21 protein-coding genes and 1 other annotated feature are annotated in these 17,042 nt (G+C 39.3%); of the genes, 18 read left to right on the forward strand and 3 right to left on the reverse strand.

Annotated features, from left to right (window positions below; translation table 11 throughout):
* The first annotated feature begins 45 nt into the window (after nt 1-45).
* Nucleotides 46-297 (forward strand) — a binding site (T-box leader).
* Between the two features lie 114 nt (nt 298-411).
* The 12 genes from ACYSNU_RS16595 (at nt 412) to sufB (ending at nt 12,815) form a co-directional block, all read left to right on the forward strand.
* On the forward strand, nt 412-1,443 hold the full coding sequence (locus tag ACYSNU_RS16595) for a methionine ABC transporter ATP-binding protein (RefSeq protein WP_461738281.1): 1,032 nt from the start codon (nt 412-414) through the stop codon (nt 1,441-1,443).
* Nucleotides 1,436-2,122 (forward strand): methionine ABC transporter permease, encoded by a 687-nt coding sequence (locus ACYSNU_RS16600; RefSeq protein WP_461738282.1) that lies wholly within the window; start codon nt 1,436-1,438, stop codon nt 2,120-2,122. The genes ACYSNU_RS16595 and ACYSNU_RS16600 overlap by 8 nt, the downstream gene beginning before the upstream one ends.
* A 28-nt stretch (nt 2,123-2,150) precedes the next feature.
* On the forward strand, nt 2,151-3,005 hold the full coding sequence (locus ACYSNU_RS16605) for a MetQ/NlpA family ABC transporter substrate-binding protein (protein ID WP_461738283.1): 855 nt from the start codon (nt 2,151-2,153) through the stop codon (nt 3,003-3,005).
* 588 nt (nt 3,006-3,593) lie between these two features.
* Complete coding sequence (locus tag ACYSNU_RS16610) at nt 3,594-5,528, forward strand: hypothetical protein (protein WP_461738284.1); 1,935 nt, start codon at nt 3,594-3,596, stop codon at nt 5,526-5,528.
* Nucleotides 5,529-5,546: 18 nt separating this feature from the next.
* On the forward strand, nt 5,547-6,080 hold the full coding sequence (locus ACYSNU_RS16615) for a hypothetical protein (RefSeq protein WP_461738285.1): 534 nt from the start codon (nt 5,547-5,549) through the stop codon (nt 6,078-6,080).
* Between the two features lie 30 nt (nt 6,081-6,110).
* Nucleotides 6,111-6,743, forward strand: a complete 633-nt coding sequence (locus ACYSNU_RS16620) for a hypothetical protein (protein WP_461738286.1) — start codon at nt 6,111-6,113, stop codon at nt 6,741-6,743.
* A 27-nt stretch (nt 6,744-6,770) separates the two neighbouring features.
* Nucleotides 6,771-7,103 (forward strand): hypothetical protein, encoded by a 333-nt coding sequence (locus tag ACYSNU_RS16625; RefSeq protein WP_461738287.1) that lies wholly within the window; start codon nt 6,771-6,773, stop codon nt 7,101-7,103.
* A gap of 485 nt (nt 7,104-7,588) precedes the next feature.
* On the forward strand, nt 7,589-8,362 hold the full coding sequence (sufC, locus tag ACYSNU_RS16630; protein WP_461738288.1) for a Fe-S cluster assembly ATPase SufC: 774 nt from the start codon (nt 7,589-7,591) through the stop codon (nt 8,360-8,362).
* Nucleotides 8,363-8,376: 14 nt separating this feature from the next.
* A complete protein-coding gene (sufD, locus tag ACYSNU_RS16635) occupies nt 8,377-9,663 on the forward strand; it encodes a Fe-S cluster assembly protein SufD (RefSeq protein WP_461738289.1) in 1,287 nt (428 codons plus the stop codon).
* Nucleotides 9,660-10,895 (forward strand): cysteine desulfurase, encoded by a 1,236-nt coding sequence (locus ACYSNU_RS16640; protein ID WP_461738290.1) that lies wholly within the window; start codon nt 9,660-9,662, stop codon nt 10,893-10,895. The genes sufD and ACYSNU_RS16640 overlap by 4 nt, the downstream gene beginning before the upstream one ends.
* Nucleotides 10,882-11,352: a Fe-S cluster assembly sulfur transfer protein SufU gene (gene sufU, locus ACYSNU_RS16645; protein WP_461738291.1), complete on the forward strand. Its 471-nt coding sequence runs from the start codon at nt 10,882-10,884 to the stop codon at nt 11,350-11,352. The genes ACYSNU_RS16640 and sufU overlap by 14 nt, the downstream gene beginning before the upstream one ends.
* A gap of 71 nt (nt 11,353-11,423) precedes the next feature.
* Nucleotides 11,424-12,815 (forward strand): Fe-S cluster assembly protein SufB, encoded by a 1,392-nt coding sequence (gene sufB / locus ACYSNU_RS16650; protein ID WP_461738292.1) that lies wholly within the window; start codon nt 11,424-11,426, stop codon nt 12,813-12,815.
* Between the two features lie 93 nt (nt 12,816-12,908).
* Here sufB and ACYSNU_RS16655 read toward each other — a convergent pair whose 3' ends face one another.
* The 3 genes from ACYSNU_RS16655 to ACYSNU_RS16665 form a co-directional block, all read right to left on the reverse strand.
* Nucleotides 12,909-13,328, reverse strand: a complete 420-nt coding sequence (locus tag ACYSNU_RS16655; protein WP_461738293.1) for a hypothetical protein — start codon at nt 13,326-13,328, stop codon at nt 12,909-12,911.
* A gap of 14 nt (nt 13,329-13,342) precedes the next feature.
* Nucleotides 13,343-14,494 (reverse strand): site-specific integrase, encoded by a 1,152-nt coding sequence (locus ACYSNU_RS16660; protein WP_461738294.1) that lies wholly within the window; start codon nt 14,492-14,494, stop codon nt 13,343-13,345.
* A 68-nt stretch (nt 14,495-14,562) separates the two neighbouring features.
* Entirely contained in the window at nt 14,563-15,174 is a 612-nt protein-coding gene (locus tag ACYSNU_RS16665; protein WP_461738295.1) for a helix-turn-helix domain-containing protein, read from the reverse strand.
* 143 nt (nt 15,175-15,317) lie between these two features.
* Between ACYSNU_RS16665 and ACYSNU_RS16670 the strand changes: the two genes are divergently transcribed.
* The 6 genes from ACYSNU_RS16670 to ACYSNU_RS16695 all read left to right on the forward strand — a co-directional run bounded on the left by ACYSNU_RS16670 (nt 15,318) and on the right by ACYSNU_RS16695 (nt 17,026).
* Nucleotides 15,318-15,554 (forward strand): helix-turn-helix domain-containing protein, encoded by a 237-nt coding sequence (locus ACYSNU_RS16670; RefSeq protein ID WP_461738296.1) that lies wholly within the window; start codon nt 15,318-15,320, stop codon nt 15,552-15,554.
* A 43-nt stretch (nt 15,555-15,597) separates the two neighbouring features.
* The gene (locus tag ACYSNU_RS16675; protein ID WP_461738297.1) at nt 15,598-15,918 is read left to right on the forward strand and encodes a hypothetical protein; all 321 of its coding nucleotides are present in this window, start codon (nt 15,598-15,600) and stop codon (nt 15,916-15,918) included.
* Nucleotides 15,919-15,991: 73 nt separating this feature from the next.
* On the forward strand, nt 15,992-16,180 hold the full coding sequence (locus ACYSNU_RS16680) for a hypothetical protein (RefSeq protein WP_461738298.1): 189 nt from the start codon (nt 15,992-15,994) through the stop codon (nt 16,178-16,180).
* 193 nt (nt 16,181-16,373) lie between these two features.
* The gene (locus ACYSNU_RS16685; protein WP_461738299.1) at nt 16,374-16,640 is read left to right on the forward strand and encodes a hypothetical protein; all 267 of its coding nucleotides are present in this window, start codon (nt 16,374-16,376) and stop codon (nt 16,638-16,640) included.
* Complete coding sequence (locus ACYSNU_RS16690; protein WP_461738300.1) at nt 16,627-16,794, forward strand: hypothetical protein; 168 nt, start codon at nt 16,627-16,629, stop codon at nt 16,792-16,794. Before ACYSNU_RS16685 ends, ACYSNU_RS16690 begins: the two co-directional genes overlap by 14 nt.
* Nucleotides 16,787-17,026 (forward strand): hypothetical protein, encoded by a 240-nt coding sequence (locus ACYSNU_RS16695; RefSeq protein ID WP_461738301.1) that lies wholly within the window; start codon nt 16,787-16,789, stop codon nt 17,024-17,026. The genes ACYSNU_RS16690 and ACYSNU_RS16695 overlap by 8 nt, the downstream gene beginning before the upstream one ends.
* The last annotated feature ends 16 nt before the right edge of the window (nt 17,027-17,042 follow it).

Raw genomic sequence — 17,042 nt, forward strand, 5'->3', positions numbered from 1 at the left:
AAGTTTGACAGATGCACAAGCGACTGCTATAATTCTGACATTATAAGAAATGCTTTGAAAAGAAGAGTACATCCTCATGAAAGTTTCAAGAGAGCCCGGCCGCTGAAAAAGGGTAACACTAGTGAGATGGAAGATGGTCTTTGAGCATTAATCAGTAAGCACAGGCGAGCTGATTACGGGATTGCCCGATATAGCAACGCAGTCTGCGATGATTCTATCAAGTACTGATTGAGGTTATTTTTGTGAGAAGATAACAAACTAAGGTGGTAACACGAAAGTTAGGCTTTCGTCCTTTTGGTGAGGCATACTCATTGAAAGGGCGGAGGCTTTTTTAGTGCCAAAAGTCAGCAGCTATTTTAAAGTATAAGTGTTAGTAAGATGGTCAATGAAAAAAGAAAGCAGAGGGTCAACATGTCATTTATTGAATTACACCATGTCGAAAAGGAGTTTTCCGGTAAAGCCGGCGCCATTCACGCAGTGGCGGATGTTTCTTTAGATGTGGAGCAGGGGGATGTCTACGGAATTGTCGGCTATTCAGGAGCCGGTAAAAGCACCTTAGTCCGCTTATTAAACGGCTTGGAAAAACCAAGTAAAGGTGAGGTCATCGTTCAGGGACAAAATATTGCCAACTTAAAAAACAAAGAGCTCCGCAGCTTCCGCCAAAAAGTCGGCATGATTTTCCAGCATTTTAATTTGCTGTGGTCCCGTACCGTCAAAGAAAATATTGAACTGCCTTTAGAGTTAGCCGGTGTTGCCAAAAACGACCGCAGACAAAGAGCCAATGAATTGATTCAATTAGTCGGCTTGGAGGGTCGTGGAGATGCTTATCCCGCACAACTTTCCGGTGGTCAAAAGCAACGGGTGGGAATTGCTCGGGCGTTGGCTAATAATCCGGATATTTTACTCTGTGATGAGGCAACTAGTGCTCTTGATCCGCAGACGACAGATGAAGTGCTAAATCTCTTAGAAAAAATCAATCACGAATTAAAGCTGACAATTGTTTTAATCACCCATGAAATGCATGTGGTGCGCAAAATTTGTAATAAAGTTGCCGTCATGGAATTAGGAAAAATTGTCGAAGACGGACAAGTTTCTGCAGTTTTCCGTCACCCGCAACAAGAGGTCACTAAGCGCTTTGTGCAACAAGAATTGCAGCCGGAAACCAATAGCGATGAACAGCTGATTCAAGAATTTGTGGCGGCTAATCCAGAAGGCCGCATCGTCACGTTGGAATTTAAAGAAAACAATGCCAATGAGCCAGTGATATCGCAGGCAATTCGGCAATTTCCAATTGATATTAATGTCGTGGCTGGTCGCATCAGACGAACTGAGGACGCTTCTTTTGGAACGCTAACTGTTTTATTAACAGGAGACGACCAAGCCATCAGCCAAGCAATTGACTTCTTTAAACTACAGGATGTGGAGGTGACCGATTTTGAATAAGGGCTTTGTCGAAACTTATTTTGATTTTACGCAGATTGATCCCCAAACATTTTTGGATATGACTTTGGAAACTCTTTATATGACGATTATTTCCATGCTGTTTGTGATTGTCTTAGGCTTTTTATTAGGTCTGCTACTTTATTTATTAGGCCGCAGAACATCAGCTTTAGCAAAAATAATTTACAGCATTGTTTCATTGTTTAGCAATATATTTCGCTCGATTCCTTTTATTATTTTGTTACTTTTATTAATGCCTTTTACTCGGCAACTAATCGGTACAAGTATCGGTGCTGAGTCGGCCTTACCTGCTTTAATTATTTCAGCGACACCTTTTTTTGCCAGACTAGCGGAAACTTCTTTTAGAGAAGTCGACAGCGGCGTGTTAGAGGCCGCCGATGCGATGGGGGCGACACCTTTTGAAAAGATTAGCAAGGTGTTGATTCCAGAAAGTCTGCCGAGTATTATCGCCAACATTACTTTAACTACTATTTCGATGATTGGGTTTACGGCAATGGCCGGCCCAATCGGCGGTGGCGGTCTTGGGGGCTGGGCCTATCAGGTCGGCTATGCCCGCAATCAGCAAACAATTGTCTTAGTTGCAACAGTTACGATTTTAGTAATTGTCTTCATCGTGCAATTTATCGGTGACCAGTTAGTGAAACGTTTAGATAAACGCTAAAAATAGAAAAAATGGAGGATTTTAATTTATGAAGAAGAAATTATTTGGTTTTGCTTTATCGGCAGCCGTAGTTTTAGGTTTGGCTGCCTGCGGGAATGACTCAAGTTCAACAGCGAGCTCTAGTACAGACGCTTCTGCTAGCGGTGACACACAGGTGTTAAAAATTGCTGCCAGCTCAACACCTCATGCTGAAATTTTAGAAGAAGCTGCACCCTTATTAGAAGCAGAAGGCGTGACTTTAGATATTACGGTGACAGATGACTATAATATCCCGAACCGTTCGTTAGATGCAGGTGACGTCGATGCCAACTACTTCCAACATTTACCATACTTGAATCAGCAAATTGAAGATTACGGCTATGATATTGTCAGCGCCGGTGCTGTCCATATTGAACCAATGGGCCTATATTCTCAAAGAATTACCAGCTTAGATGATCTTGAAGATGGCGCAACAGTAATTACCTCAAATTCAGTTTCTGACTGGGGCCGGATTTTACAAATTTTTGTGGACAATGATTTACTGACACTAAAAGATGGCGTAGATATTGAAACAGCTACTTTTGATGATATTGAAGACAATCCTAAAAATTTAACCTTTACCAGCGATATTGATACGACCATTTTAGCGCAGGCTTATGAAAATGATGAAGCCAATCTAATTGCCATCAATGCAAACTTAGCGTATGCGGCAGGCTTAAATCCAGTTGAAGATGCAATTGCTTTAGAAAGTGACAGCTCGCCATATGCGAATATTGTGGCAGTTCGTTCCGGCGATGAAGATGATGAAAGAATTGTTAAATTAATGGAAGTTCTCCACAGCGATGAAATCCAACAATGGATTCTCGACAAATGGGGCGGCGCTGTTAAACCAGTTGACGAATAATAAATAGCAAATCAGCCGATAAAGGAGGCATGACCTCTTTTTATCGGCTGATTTTTTTTGTGCTGTCTTTTTGGAAAATCCATAGGCGTGGGTTTATTTTACCCAAAACTTGGATAGAGGCGCAACATCGAGCTGGAAACCACGCTGACCCGCACTGGCTTAATTTATCCAAAGCTGGATAAAGACCGTACCTAAAACTAATGTATCCCGTGAAATTTGCGACAATCCCACTGATAAATATGCCCCGACTGAAGATCCAAAGCGTATCAGAGCACAGATTTTAGAAGCTTTGACGATAGTGGAGTATCAGATACAGTCATCATCACAGCAAAATTCCTCCAAAACACTCCACAAGTAAAAATCATTATTTTTTTTTTTTTACAAAAATAAGAAAAGTCTACTTCATTTTTATCCGGCAGCTTAGAAATCCTTATTTAACGGCTTTTTTTAGTCGGAGCTTTTTAATTTTATTTTTTTGGGTAAAAAGCATAAAACCAAACGAGTTACTAAATCAATCTATTTTATTACTATTACGACAGTGAATTTTAGCCTGTATTGATTAAATAAAATCAGAAAGTCGTGAATCCAATGAAAAATAGACTATCGATAATGTTTTTCCTGCTCTTTGCCTGCAGCATCTTCATTGTTTTAACTCCGGAAAAAGCCTCTGCTGCGGTTACCGGGTCGGGAGTAGAATCCGACCCATATATTGTTGAAAATGCCACTGATTTGACAACAGCCTTAAAAAATGGCGACGGCTCAACTTCGACTTTATACATTCAACTCAATAATGATATCACGTACACCGATAGTGATAGCTTCATCATCTACTCCAATGTAGTTATCAATGGTTTGAAAAATAATACAGCAGGTTCTTACTATAAGATGTTAAAAACCGGAACTTCGACTACCACTTCAACTGCTGGATTTTATGTCAATGCCAGCGGCTATGATGTCACCTATGAAAACCTCTCTTTCGGTGATAGCTCGTATACGTATTACCAGACCTACTACGGCATCATCTTAAATTATAATGCCCAAGTTGATTTAACAATTAGAAATGTTGACTATTTTGGTTCTAACGGTGGACAGCCATTGTGTAATTATAACGGCAACACGACGTTCACCTTTGAGGGGACAAACAATTTTAACGTCGCTTCCGGCAGCAACTCTCAAGAGTTCATGGAGGGGGCAAACCTGACCTTTGCAGCCGATAGTACGACAAATATAGAGCAAACTAGTTCAGGTAACACCGCATTTATTTACAATTCTACTAGTACAGATTCAACTCAAACAACAACTATCAATGTCGAATCAAATGCGTACGTAAATATTACTACTAATAAACGTTATTTTGTTTACGATCGAAATTATGTGAATTTGAATCTAGCTGATTCAGCAGTTTTTCTTTACTCAGCAAGTTCTTATGGGTTCAACCCGGCCAACGGCACTGGAACAGCGTCAACCTACACCATCGGAAATAATGCCACATTATCACTAACAGGAGCAGGGAGAGTCGGCAGCTCTGGTTCAGCAACGATGGCAATCAATGCTACAACGCCTGCTGAAATTTCCTTCGAGAACACTTCAGGCACCGGCTTATTTTCTAGTACATCGACACTGACTCCGACAACCATGGATGCCTATCTTTGGGATTATACCGTTGGCGGCGTGACGACTAAAAAAAGTGCAGCTACCACTTCAACTAGCTTGACGGATAGTGCATTTGCAACAAACGTAGCAAAAGTTGTTTATTATCCAAAATCAATCCTCTCCTTTGATGCAACAAGCACAGTAGCCGATGGAACAAGCGACACCAAAGCCACAAGTAATCTTGATATTACCAATTTGAATGCCAGTTCCTCTTACAGCTTAACCAATGTTGAATATAAAATATTTAGTACTTCACCACTGAGTGATGATGCCGACCTTAGTACCGATAGCAATCAAAGTATTATAACCAACGCTTCAAATGCAGATTACGCTGGCGAGACAACCGCCAACTCAGTCTCTTTAACAGAAGTTCTTGCGGGAACTTATACAGTTTTTGTAAGAGGTACGGCGATTTCTTCTTCGGGGAGATTGACGCAAACAACAGATTGGGTGTCGCAGGTAGTGACTGTCGATAGAAGTACGTTGGTTGTTTCAATCCCAATTGAAATGACATTTTCAATTATCGATAATGCTGAATTTACATCTGCTGATTCCTACACTGTAACGAATCAGTCCAATTATCCGGCAACAATGGGGATTCAATCGGTGACCAGCGTTCCTGGCATCACCTTAGTGAATGATGTCAATAATACAACGGCAACCAATCCTTTGTATTTAGCATTACGAGATACCTCCGATGCCTCATCAGAAATCCCCTTCATCTCAGATGGAAGCACAACGAACAGCTTTTCAATGAATGGCTTCGGTGGTGAGGATACCTTTAATCTTGTCGGGCAATACGGCGGAACGGTTAGCTATACAAGTGTCCAAGATATTCAATATACATTGACTGTCGTAATCGGCAGCTAAGAAAGCGAGAGAAGAAAATTGAAGAAAAAAAATAAAAAAACAATTAAAAGAAAAAAATGGCTTATTCTAGCACTGCTGCTGTTACTGGTTTCTATCGTTGGAGGCGGACTTTATTGGTATTTCTCTTCAAAAACAGAAGAAAAAACAGCAACAGTTGTCGCCGGTAGTTTTTTACCAGAGGGCAAAGATGCAGCCGCAATGACCGATGATGAAATTGCCACATACGCTCAAGCGGAAGTGGATGCGAGTCAATTTCAAATGATTATCGGCTCGGAAATTCAAGTAGACAGTCAGGATGATTCAAGCGATCTTTATATTCAAAATCCACCGACTAATGCTTATCCCATTGCAGTCACTATCACCTTAGATGACGGCACGGTAGTCTATAGCTCGGGAGCGATTGCCGTTGGTTATGAAGTTAAAAATGCCACGCTAGATACTCATTTGGATGCAGGTACGTATACTGGGACGGCCTTGTTCAAATTGTACGATGCGGAAACTTCAGAAGCGAAAGGTCAAGTTGCTGCAACAGTTAGCTTCACTGTGACTTGATAAAAAAATTATAAAGGAGAACAACACATAATGAATAAAAAAGTTTTAGGTACAATTTTAGGAATAGGCACACTGGCTACCTTCGGATTAGGAGCGACAACTGTCCATGCCGCTGAAACTATTAATAATGGCACCAATACCGGAGATGTTCAAATTAACGGAACGCTAGGTCAAAGTAATACCGATCCTGATGCACCTATCAATGAAGGCTCTAACCAGTGGATTAACGTAACTTTAGATACAGCGACAATCTTTTACAATACAGCAGGAAGTACTACCATTGAATCTCCAGACTACGCGATTACCAATAATTCTGGACGTCCGGTCAGTGTTGTTGCCACAGGAATTACACAGACAAATAGTGTAGATATTTCGTCGATTTCTTCATTAGCAGTGAACTTAAATAGAAATGATGGTGGAGCTTCTTCAACAGCTTCTTTAGTGACAGATGGAACTACCGGCGTGACGGGTGCGACTAGCTTAGTTTTAGCTAATAATGTTGGCCAAATTGCAAGTACAGATGAAGCGGCCACAGACAGTAGTACCGTTACAAATAATGCCGCAACTTTTCAATATGATGGGTCTTTAACTTCAGCTCTTTCGGAAACCATTGCCCCAACGTTCACAATGACATTAACCTTTGCAGCTCAAAGCTGGGAGTAAAAAACTATACTCTACAAAGGAGTATTTATGAAAAAAACTAAAGTTGCATTACTTGCTCTTCTCTTCGTTACATTTATCGGTGGATGTTTCCCGATAGATGTAAGTGCAAAAGAAGGGACCGTAACGATTGCCGGAACTCTATCGCCCACTGAAACAACTGAAACCACCAGTAGTTCAAGTATTTCAGAGGAAGTCCCGCAAATTAGCAGCACGCTGTATGAGATTTCGATAGACTCACAAGGAAATAGTAATCTTCCGCAACTTGGCGAGCATCCGATAATCGCTTTACTTAGTTTAATCAGCGGTGTATTTTTACTTGTGCTAGTCTTGTTCCTGTTAAAAAGAAAGTTACGCAATTAATTTTTATATGATGCAGTTTTTTAACGCTATCAGATAGCTAGAGACTTAACCACTAGTTCTAAATTTAAAATTTTGACGTTTTTGAAACTTAAACGACGTCGATTCATTTTCAAGGGTCATATGGAGTTAAGCTCCATATGATCCTTTTTCTTTTTTGAAACGAATTTATTTCGGCTTTTTCACAATTCCATTAAAAATTGCAGAGGCCGATAAAATAGTGCAAGCTCATTAGAATTTTTTTCAGCAGAAATCTTTTGAAATTCTTTTTCTATTTAGATTGATTATAAATAACAGCAAAGGGAGTGAATTTTTTGATTTTTCCGATTTAATTCCTAATTATTCGCAAAAAGCGGGCTTGGAGGTTTGCGCTTGGCCATCATTTGGTCTAGAATGTATCTTAGAATAATTTGGTTTTCGACAGGTTTTTTGAGAATGATGAAAGAAATCTCTCGCTAACTGAGAAATTAAAGAAGGAGTCGAACTAAATGTCTGTTTTAGAAATTAAAAATCTCCATGTGGCTATTGAGGATAAAGAAATTTTAAAAGGTGTTAACCTAACGATGAAGACTGGCGAAATCCATGCCATCATGGGACCTAACGGAACTGGTAAGTCTACTTTATCTGCTGCTATCATGGGTAATCCAAACTACGAAGTTACCAAAGGTGAAATTCTTTTTGACGGTGAAAATATTTTAGAACTAGAAGTGGATGAAAGAGCCCGTTTAGGTTTATTTCTAGCGATGCAATACCCAAGTGAAATTCCTGGTATCACCAATGCCGAATTTATGCGGGCAGCCATCAACGCAAAACGGGATGAAGACCACAAAATTTCTGTGATGGAATTTTTGAAAAAATTAGACGCTAAAATGGAATTGCTGAACATGCCAGAAGAAATGGCGGAACGCTATTTAAATGAAGGCTTTTCTGGTGGGGAAAAGAAACGCAATGAAATTTTGCAATTGTTGATGTTGGAACCAACCTTTGCCATCTTAGATGAAATCGACTCCGGTTTAGATATCGATGCCTTAAAAGTGGTGGCTAAAGGAGTTAATGATATGCGTGGGGATAATTTCGGCTCGTTAATCATCACCCACTACCAACGTCTACTAAATTACATTACACCAGATGTTGTCCACATTATGATGGATGGTCGGGTTGTCTTAACCGGTGATGCTGATTTAGCTAAACGTTTAGAAGCAGAAGGTTATGCTGGCATCAGTAAAGAATTAGGCATTGAATACAAAGAAGAAGAAGCATAAGGAGGCCAAGCTTGATGACAAAAACAAATGAAGCTTATCTAGAGGCCATTACCGCTTTTTCTGCTGAAAAAAACGAACCAGCTTGGTTTTTAGAATTGCGTAAAGCGGCTTTAGCCAAAATGGATGAGCTAGAGTTACCAAAAATTGAACGGGTTAAATTTCACCGTTGGCCGCTCTTGAAGGTGACACCAGAAAATATGGTCACTACAGCAGCTGGCACAGTTCCCGTCTTTGATCAAATGAAAGACAATCCGACAGTCGTGCAAAATGGTTCCGAAACCATTTTTGAACAAATTTCAGAAAAATTGGCTAATCAAGGTGTGATTTTCACCAGTTTGGAAACAGCCTTAGTTGAATATCCTGAATTAGTCAAAGAATATTTTATGACCAAGGCTGTCTTAGCAGACGAAGATAAATTGACAGCTTACCACACAGCCTTTTTAAATGGCGGCTTATTCTTATATGTGCCTAAAAATGTCGTAATTGAAGAACCATTGGAAGCTTTATTTTTAAATGATACCAGCAGTCAACAGCACTATTTCAAACACGTTTTAATCGTTGCTGACGAACATAGTGAATTCAGCTATCTGGAACGTTTTCAAACGATTGGCGAAGATACAACCAAAGCTTCCGTTAACATCGTGGTTGAATTAATCGCCAAAGCCGGCGCCAAAGTAAAATATTCCGCCGTGGACCAATTAGGTGAAAATATGACGACCTATTTAAATCGTCGTGGTTACATTATGCGGGATGCTTCAGTTGACTGGGCAATTGGTGTGATGAATGACGGCGATGTGATTGCCGATTTTGATTCTGATTTAGTTGGTGACGGTGCCCATTCTGAAGTGAAGGTTGTTGCCATCAGCGGTGGCCGCCAAACACAAGGAATTGACACCCGAGTAACCAATAAAGCACCTCATACGATTGGTCATATTCTTCAACACGGAGTGATTAGAGAACGAGGTACTTTGACCTTTAACGGTATTGGCCATATTTTGAAAAAGGCCAAGGGCGCTGATGCCCAACAAGAAAGTCGGGTCCTAATGCTTTCAGATAAAGCAAGAGGCGATGCCAATCCAATTTTATTAATCGACGAAAATGAAGTAACTGCCGGTCACGCAGCCAGCGTTGGTCGAGTTGACCCAGAAGAAATGTATTACTTGATGAGTCGTGGCTTACACAAAGAAGAAGCTGAACGTTTGGTTATTCGTGGTTTCTTAGGTTCAGTGATTACGGCGATTCCAGTTCGAGAAGTCCAAAACGAAATTATTGAGGTTATTGAAGGGAAGTTGAATGCATGATCGATGCACAAAAAATCCGTCAAGAATTTCCAATCTTAGATCAGGAAGTCAACGACGAACCTTTAGTTTATCTAGATAATGCCGCAACCACGCAAAAACCACGGGCCGTTTTGCAAAGTCTAAATCGTTATTATGAGCGGGACAATGCCAATGTTCATCGAGGCGTCCATACCTTAGCCGAACGAGCGACAGCTGAATTTGAAGCAGCTCGTCAAAAAGTTCAAAAGTTTATTCACGCCAATGAAGCGGCAGAAGTTTTATTTACACGGGGAACGACGACCAGTTTAAACTGGGTGGCCCGCAGCTATGGAGATGCCTTTGTCAAGGAAGGCGATGAGATTGTGATTTCTTATATGGAACATCACAGCAACATCATTCCCTGGCAGCAGCTTGCTAAGCGTAAAAAAGCTGTTTTAAAATATATTGAGATTACCGAAGATGGTTTTTTGGACATGACTAGTGCCAAAGAACAAATTACCGATAAAACGGCGATTGTTGCAATCGCCCATGTCTCGAATGTTTTAGGTGTGATTAATCCTGTTGCTGAATTAGCAGAATTAGCTCATCAACACGGTGCTGTAATGGTTGTCGACGGTGCCCAGTCGGTACCGCATATGCCCGTTGATGTTCAAGCAATTAACGCTGATTTTTATTGCTTTAGCGGCCATAAAATGTGCGGCCCAACTGGGATTGGCATTTTGTATGGCAAACGCCAATGGCTAGATCAGATGGAGCCCGTCGAATTTGGTGGCGAGATGATTGATTTTGTTCATCTGCAGGACAGCACTTGGAAAGAGTTGCCGTGGAAATTTGAAGCCGGTACACCTAATATTGGTGATGCAATTGCTTTAGGCAGCGCTGTTGATTACCTCAGTGAACTAGGTTTAGAAAATATCCACAATTACGAAGCAGAATTAGTTGCTTATGTTTTACCACGGCTGCAGGAAATTGAAGGCCTTACGATTTTCGGACCGCAAAATCCGCAAGAGCATACCGGCGTGATCGCCTTTAATCTTGACGGCGTCCACCCTCATGATTTAGCAACTGCACTTGATATGGAGGGCGTTGCCGTTCGAGCTGGCCATCACTGTGCACAACCATTATTAAATTATTTAAACGTTCCCGCAACCACTCGAGCTAGTTTCTATTTTTACAATACGAAAAACGATGCCGACCGTTTAGTCGAAGCGATTATGGCAGCAAAGGAGTTTTTTGCAAATGGCGCTATCTAAATTAGATAATTTATACCGACAAGTCATTCTCGATCACTCAGCTCATCCCCATCATCATGGCAAATTAGGGGAGTCTACCAATGCAATTGAAATGAACAATCCAACCTGTGGCGATGTCATTGAATTGGAATTAGCCATTGAAGACGGCGTAATCAAAGACATCGCCTTCAGCGGCAGCGGCTGTTCAATCTCAACCGCCAGTGCTTCAATGATGACAGACGCCGTTGTTGGCAAAACAGTGGTCGAAGCCGAAGCATTAGCAGATGATTTTTCCCATTTAGTTTTAGGCGAAGATGTCCCTGAGGCAGAAAAACTCGGCGATGCCGCCATGCTCCAAGGCGTTTCCAAATTTCCTGCCCGTATCAAATGTGCAACCTTAGCATGGAAAGCTTTAGGCAAGGCCATCGATGAAGAAGAGGGTCATGGCGTGGTTCATCAATTTCACGGGGCAGAATAAAATTTCCAATGTAATTAAGAAAAGTCCTCAATACTTTTCCATTACACCAATCAGAAAAGGAGCGTGGGACCATGGGAGTACCCGAGTTAGAAGAATATAAATTTGGTTTCCATGACGACGTCAAACCCGTTTTTACTACGGGTGAAGGTTTAACCGAAGAAGTCGTCCGGGAAATCTCACGAGTAAAAGAAGAACCAGAATGGATGTTGGAATTTCGGTTGAAGTCTTTAGAAGCCTTCAACAAAATGCCAATGCAAACCTGGGGCCCAGATTTATCAGATATTGATTTTGCTAAAATCAAATACTATCAAAAAGCCAGCGACCGTCCCGAAAGAGATTGGGAAGATGTGCCGGATAAAATCAAAGAAACCTTTGAACGCATCGGGATTCCAGAAGCAGAGCGGGCTTATCTAGCCGGTGCCTCTGCCCAATATGAATCAGAAGTTGTTTATCACAATATGAAGGATGAATTCACTAAATTAGGAATCATCTTCACCGATACAGATTCTGCTTTAAAGGAATATCCAGAATTATTCAAACAATATTTTGCCAAATTAGTCCCACCAACAGACAATAAATTAGCTGCGCTAAATTCAGCAGTTTGGTCTGGCGGCACCTTTATCTATGTGCCAAAAGGCGTCAAAGTCGATGTCCCTCTGCAAACTTATTTTAGAATCAACGCTGAAAATACCGGTCAATTTGAACGGACACTTATCATCGTTGACGAAGGTGCCAGCGTTCATTATGTCGAAGGCTGTACAGCACCAACTTATTCTAGCAATAGTTTGCATGCAGCCATCGTAGAAATTTTTACCTTGAAAGATGCCTATACACGTTACACGACTATCCAAAACTGGTCAGACAATGTCTATAATTTAGTTACTAAACGAGCAAAAGCTTTAGAAGGCGCAACAGTTGAATGGATTGACGGAAACTTAGGCGCCAAAACTACTATGAAGTATCCAAGTGTTTATCTTGATGGCCGTGGCGCTCGCGGCACTATGTTATCAATTGCTTTTGCTGGCGCTAAACAAATTCAAGACACAGGTGCCAAAATGATTCACAACGCACCAAACACTTCCAGCTCAATTGTTTCAAAATCAATTTCCAAAGACGGCGGCGAAGTAAACTACCGTGGTCAAGTAACCTTTAACAAGGACAGTGCCGGTTCAATTTCCCATATCGAATGTGACACTATCATCATGGATGAACTATCGAAATCCGATACAATTCCATTCAATGAAATCCACAACAGCCAAGTTTCTTTAGAACACGAAGCCAAGGTTTCTAAAATTTCTGAAGAACAACTTTATTACCTGATGAGTCGTGGCCTGACCGAAAGCGAAGCCACAGAAATGATTGTCATGGGCTTTGTCGAACCATTTACGAAGGAATTACCGATGGAATATGCGGTGGAGTTAAATCGTTTGATCAGTTATGAAATGGAAGGTAGTGTGGGATAGGCCTACTTTATATGCTAGGAACGCTGATATGACAGTGTTCCTAGCTTTTTTATTTGTTCTGGAATAGTAGAGGTCTGTGAAAAGGTCTGTGAATCATTTGAAAAGTGATAAAAAATCATCCATAACCATATTATGCTCTTTGAATTTCTTTTTGCTAAAGCTTAAGGTTTTTTTTGGTAAAGTATGTGCAATTTTATTTCTAAGCATTTTAGAAGAATCTTGATTAGAGTGAAATAATTTTGGTATGTTAACTATGCTATATGCTTGGCTGTTACCAAAATACATGTTTAAGGCTGGAGCAATCGATCTACCATCAAGCGTAATTTTTTCAATATTATCAATTTGTTTTTTTGAACGATACTTATACCAGCGAAGAAGTTGTTTCATGATAGTCTCGCAACATACAAATTTTACCAAAAACATATAGTCGAAGTCAGAGCTTACCTTTAATATTTGATTCATTGTGTGAAGTTCTGCTTTAAATGAACTTGGCTTGGGAACAGTTTTTCCCACTGAAAACCACCTCCTTAAAATCCAACAAAGTTAGCAAATTTATCAGCCGTTTTTTCTGCTTCTTCCGGCATGACATGGGTATAAATTTCTAAAGTAATTTTTACATCCTTGTGGCCTAACCGCTCACTTACTTCCTTAACTGGTACGCCAGATTGCAAAAGAAGTGATGCATGGCTATGCCTAAAATGGTGAGGTGTTATCTTGGGCAAGTTATATTTCTTGACGAGATAATTCAGCCAGTCATTTACAACTTGAGGGTAATACAATTCATTGCGATTATTGGTAAAAATATATTGATCTTCGCTAGAAGTATTGAATCCCATGCTTAGATAATCAGTCCGCTGTATTGTGCGCCATTTGGAAAGAATTTTGATAGTTTCATCATCTAGGCTAATGGTTCTTGTGCTGGAAGCTGTCTTAGGTGTCTGGATAATAATATTAGTAAATTCATCCAAAGCTAAAGTTTTGCCGATAGAAACATTTTTATTCACCAAGTCTAAGTCTTTCCATTGTAAAGAAAGCAGTTCAGATTTCCGACACCCACTAAAAGCTAATAGCCTAAAGAATGTTAACTGTTTAAAGTTTCCGAAGTCTTTAAGGCAATCGAAAAAATGTGCTAAATCCTCTTTAGTATAAAATTGAAGCTTTTTTTCTTCTTCTTTAGCCCTAGGAAGAATAGTTTTAGCCATTGGGTTACTATCCATCAACTCCATAGCAACACCATACCTCATGATTTGAGCTGTTCCTTTACGAAAATAGCTATATTGTTTGTATCCTTGGCTAAACCATTTGTTTACTAAGTCTTGGCACTGAATAACTGTGATAGATCCCAAAGGACAGTCACCAAGGTAAGGTAAAACATGACCTTCAATAAAACGTCTATTAAGTGCGATTGTAGAAGGCTTGACGTTTAATCTATGCTGAGCCAACCATTTATCATATAGATGCTTAAATGTCACGATTTCTTCTTTAGCATCATCATCAAAGCCATTCTCATCTATATCCTCTAGCAGCTTAGCAAGTGCAATTTGAGCTTGTTTTTTCGTTTTAAATCCTTGTCGTTTACGATAAACATTTTTCTTAGTTCGAGGGTGGCGACCAACATAAGCATTGAACATATAGGCGGTTGAACCGTCTTTTTTTGTGTATTTTTCTATTTGTGTCATTTTGATTTCTCCTATCTACCACCAACGCCAATTAGAGTAGATATGTAGGGAGTTAAATATAACTAGTATTAATTGAAATCTGCATTAATTAATAAACTACCAACGTTCTCAATTTCATCTGGAAATAGATTTTCCGCCAAATTAATAATGTAATCAATCAAGGATTCTTCAAAATAGTCTCCTGAAAATACTGATGGCACTACCAATTCATTGACTATTTCATTTTTCTTAAAATCTATGTCTAAACCTGAGAGCTCTTTATCATTGTCAATGCTGTATGAAACATTAATTTCACAAGGAATTGCTAAAATAACATCATCGAACTCGGCGGTGACACGAAAGTTAGGGAGCCCAAAGCTTATTTCTGATACATAATTAATAGAATCCTCATCGCTGTTACCATACGTAGATTCAGAAAAAGATACAGTGATATTTGGGGTTTCATCATAATCAAAAATGAATCTAATGCCTGTAATGGAATCAGGAGTGTAGACAATTAGTTCTTGAACAGGAATTTTTAAACATCCTAAAATTTTGTTTAAGGTTTTAAATTGTATTCCTTTAGATGAACCATTTGCAAGTTGACTTAAAGCATTTTTTGAGATTCCAGTTTCTTTATTAATATCTGCCATAGTTTTCTTTGTTTTTGCCAAAGATTGTCTTAATTTAAATTCAATCATTAATATCACCTCTACCTTAAACAATACCATTCAGATGTACAAAATACAATTATAATTATAAAACGCTTGACACAAAAAAAAAACCAATGTACCATACAAATGTACAAAGTAAATGTAAAGTTGTACGGAGAGGAGAGATGGAGATGAAAAATTATTTATCTCGGATTTTAGGAGAACGACTCTTGAAAGTTTCTGATGTCTATCGTGGTACCGGGATTAGTAAAACTACACTTACAGAAATCTATTATCAACGTGCGCTCAATGTTCAATTAGATACTTTGCAAAAAATTTGTGATTATTTGCAAATTCCTTTGAGTGAGTTAATTGAGTACGTACCAACAAAAAAGGAAAAGGCGAATGATCAATTTGAGCACAAATGAAGACTTAACGTAGCTTGTTCTGAAAAAGATTGGAGGTGACAACGTGGAATCTGTAGAAAAATCCAAATTCGAGATTGAAGTGAGCCATACGTTAGCGCCAGAGCAATTGAATTGTATTTATGATTCGGTGTATCAAGTGACTAAGCGAGCTATATCAGATGCCCGTAGAGACGCAGATATTGATAATGACATTCTATACACGAAGATGGCTTTACGACGTTTCTTAGATAATTGCAGCGCTGCATATGTCGAAGAGTTGCTAGCTGATGAAACATTTCCAAGAGGAAGAACATTATCTGATAGAAAACAGTGTTTTAGTAAAACCGCCATAAAAAAATGGTTATTAGAAAATGAAACTAAATAAATCCATCAACGCCAAACCGTGATTATCAGAAAAGAAATAAGTGTTTCTATAAAATATGAAAGAGGGGATAAATATGTTAGATCAAGCAATTATTAAGTATGTGGCATCGTTGGCAGTTAAACGGCATAAAATCGTAATGAGGCTATTTGAAACACTGCAGAAACCAACGGCCGAAGAATTAATTGAGATTGAATGGATTAGATGCAAATTAAGATTAATTGACCGGATGCAAAAGGCAACATGGATAAAAACAGAGACGTAAGATGAGTAATCAGATGAACATTCAGAAAAAAATGGAAGTTCAGATTAAAAGATTAGTGGAGGGTATTTAAATGATTTATGGCAATAAAAAAAGCCTTATCCATTCAAGTCTTGGCGGACAGGATAAAGGCAAGCATGGGAGAAATCCCTATTTATTGCCATAATTATACCAAAGATTATGGAGGAAATCAAAAATGAACGTAAGAAAAATAAATGACATCACTTCTGAATTAAGTAATCAAACTTACCTCTTGTCATTGATAAGAAACTATATTAGCTGTATGCAGCTTCAAATCAAAAAAAATGATAAGAATGATGGCGAATTTTATACACTTTGGAGTTTAACTGCAGAAAACGGGTTTGATAATATTTTTGAGATTTTAAGAATGGTTGAATTAAAGACTGAAAGTTTGGTTAATGAGCTTCTAGATTTGGAGGCGACGATTGATGAAAAAAGTTAGACTCGTAGCATTAGCTTTTTTAGCCGGCGGAATTACTACAGTATTCTCGTTCTATGTGAAGCTGGCCATCTTTATTTTAGTAGGAGTTAGTTTATGGATTGCTTATGATGAATGGGCATATAAGGAATACACAGGAGGGACTAACATTGAATAAAAAAATTGACTTGGACGATTTGGGAAGTGAGTTATTGGAAACAGAGCATTTACTTTTCTTTCTTGGGGAGTCCTTAGACAGTATTCAAAGAGGAAGTGTAAATTACCGGCGGCAGAAAGGCAATTCTGCGAAATTATTAGCACATGAGACTGATCGCAATATAGATCAGTTAGTGACATTGCAATATATCTTAATAGGGAAAATCCAGTTACTAAGGGAGAGTTTTGAATGATGGGGATGGTGAGGCA

It is taken from the genome of Enterococcus sp. LJL120 (genome assembly GCF_054871765.1).

Coding starts and splice junctions, on each gene's coding strand:
- ACYSNU_RS16625 (WP_461738287.1), top strand. CDS start 6,771: ATGAAAAAAACTAAAGTTGCATTACTTGCTCTTCTCTTCGTTACATTT.
- sufB (WP_461738292.1), top strand. CDS start 11,424: ATGGGAGTACCCGAGTTAGAAGAATATAAATTTGGTTTCCATGACGAC.
- ACYSNU_RS16685 (WP_461738299.1), top strand. CDS start 16,374: ATGAACGTAAGAAAAATAAATGACATCACTTCTGAATTAAGTAATCAA.
- sufC (WP_461738288.1), top strand. CDS start 7,589: ATGTCTGTTTTAGAAATTAAAAATCTCCATGTGGCTATTGAGGATAAA.
- ACYSNU_RS16605 (WP_461738283.1), top strand. CDS start 2,151: ATGAAGAAGAAATTATTTGGTTTTGCTTTATCGGCAGCCGTAGTTTTA.
- sufU (WP_461738291.1), top strand. CDS start 10,882: ATGGCGCTATCTAAATTAGATAATTTATACCGACAAGTCATTCTCGAT.
- ACYSNU_RS16610 (WP_461738284.1), top strand. CDS start 3,594: ATGAAAAATAGACTATCGATAATGTTTTTCCTGCTCTTTGCCTGCAGC.
- ACYSNU_RS16670 (WP_461738296.1), top strand. CDS start 15,318: ATGAAAAATTATTTATCTCGGATTTTAGGAGAACGACTCTTGAAAGTT.
- ACYSNU_RS16595 (WP_461738281.1), top strand. CDS start 412: ATGTCATTTATTGAATTACACCATGTCGAAAAGGAGTTTTCCGGTAAA.
- ACYSNU_RS16680 (WP_461738298.1), top strand. CDS start 15,992: ATGTTAGATCAAGCAATTATTAAGTATGTGGCATCGTTGGCAGTTAAA.
- ACYSNU_RS16640 (WP_461738290.1), top strand. CDS start 9,660: ATGATCGATGCACAAAAAATCCGTCAAGAATTTCCAATCTTAGATCAG.
- sufD (WP_461738289.1), top strand. CDS start 8,377: ATGACAAAAACAAATGAAGCTTATCTAGAGGCCATTACCGCTTTTTCT.
- ACYSNU_RS16660 (WP_461738294.1), bottom strand. CDS start 14,494: ATGACACAAATAGAAAAATACACAAAAAAAGACGGTTCAACCGCCTAT.
- ACYSNU_RS16620 (WP_461738286.1), top strand. CDS start 6,111: ATGAATAAAAAAGTTTTAGGTACAATTTTAGGAATAGGCACACTGGCT.
- ACYSNU_RS16690 (WP_461738300.1), top strand. CDS start 16,627: ATGAAAAAAGTTAGACTCGTAGCATTAGCTTTTTTAGCCGGCGGAATT.
- ACYSNU_RS16665 (WP_461738295.1), bottom strand. CDS start 15,174: ATGATTGAATTTAAATTAAGACAATCTTTGGCAAAAACAAAGAAAACT.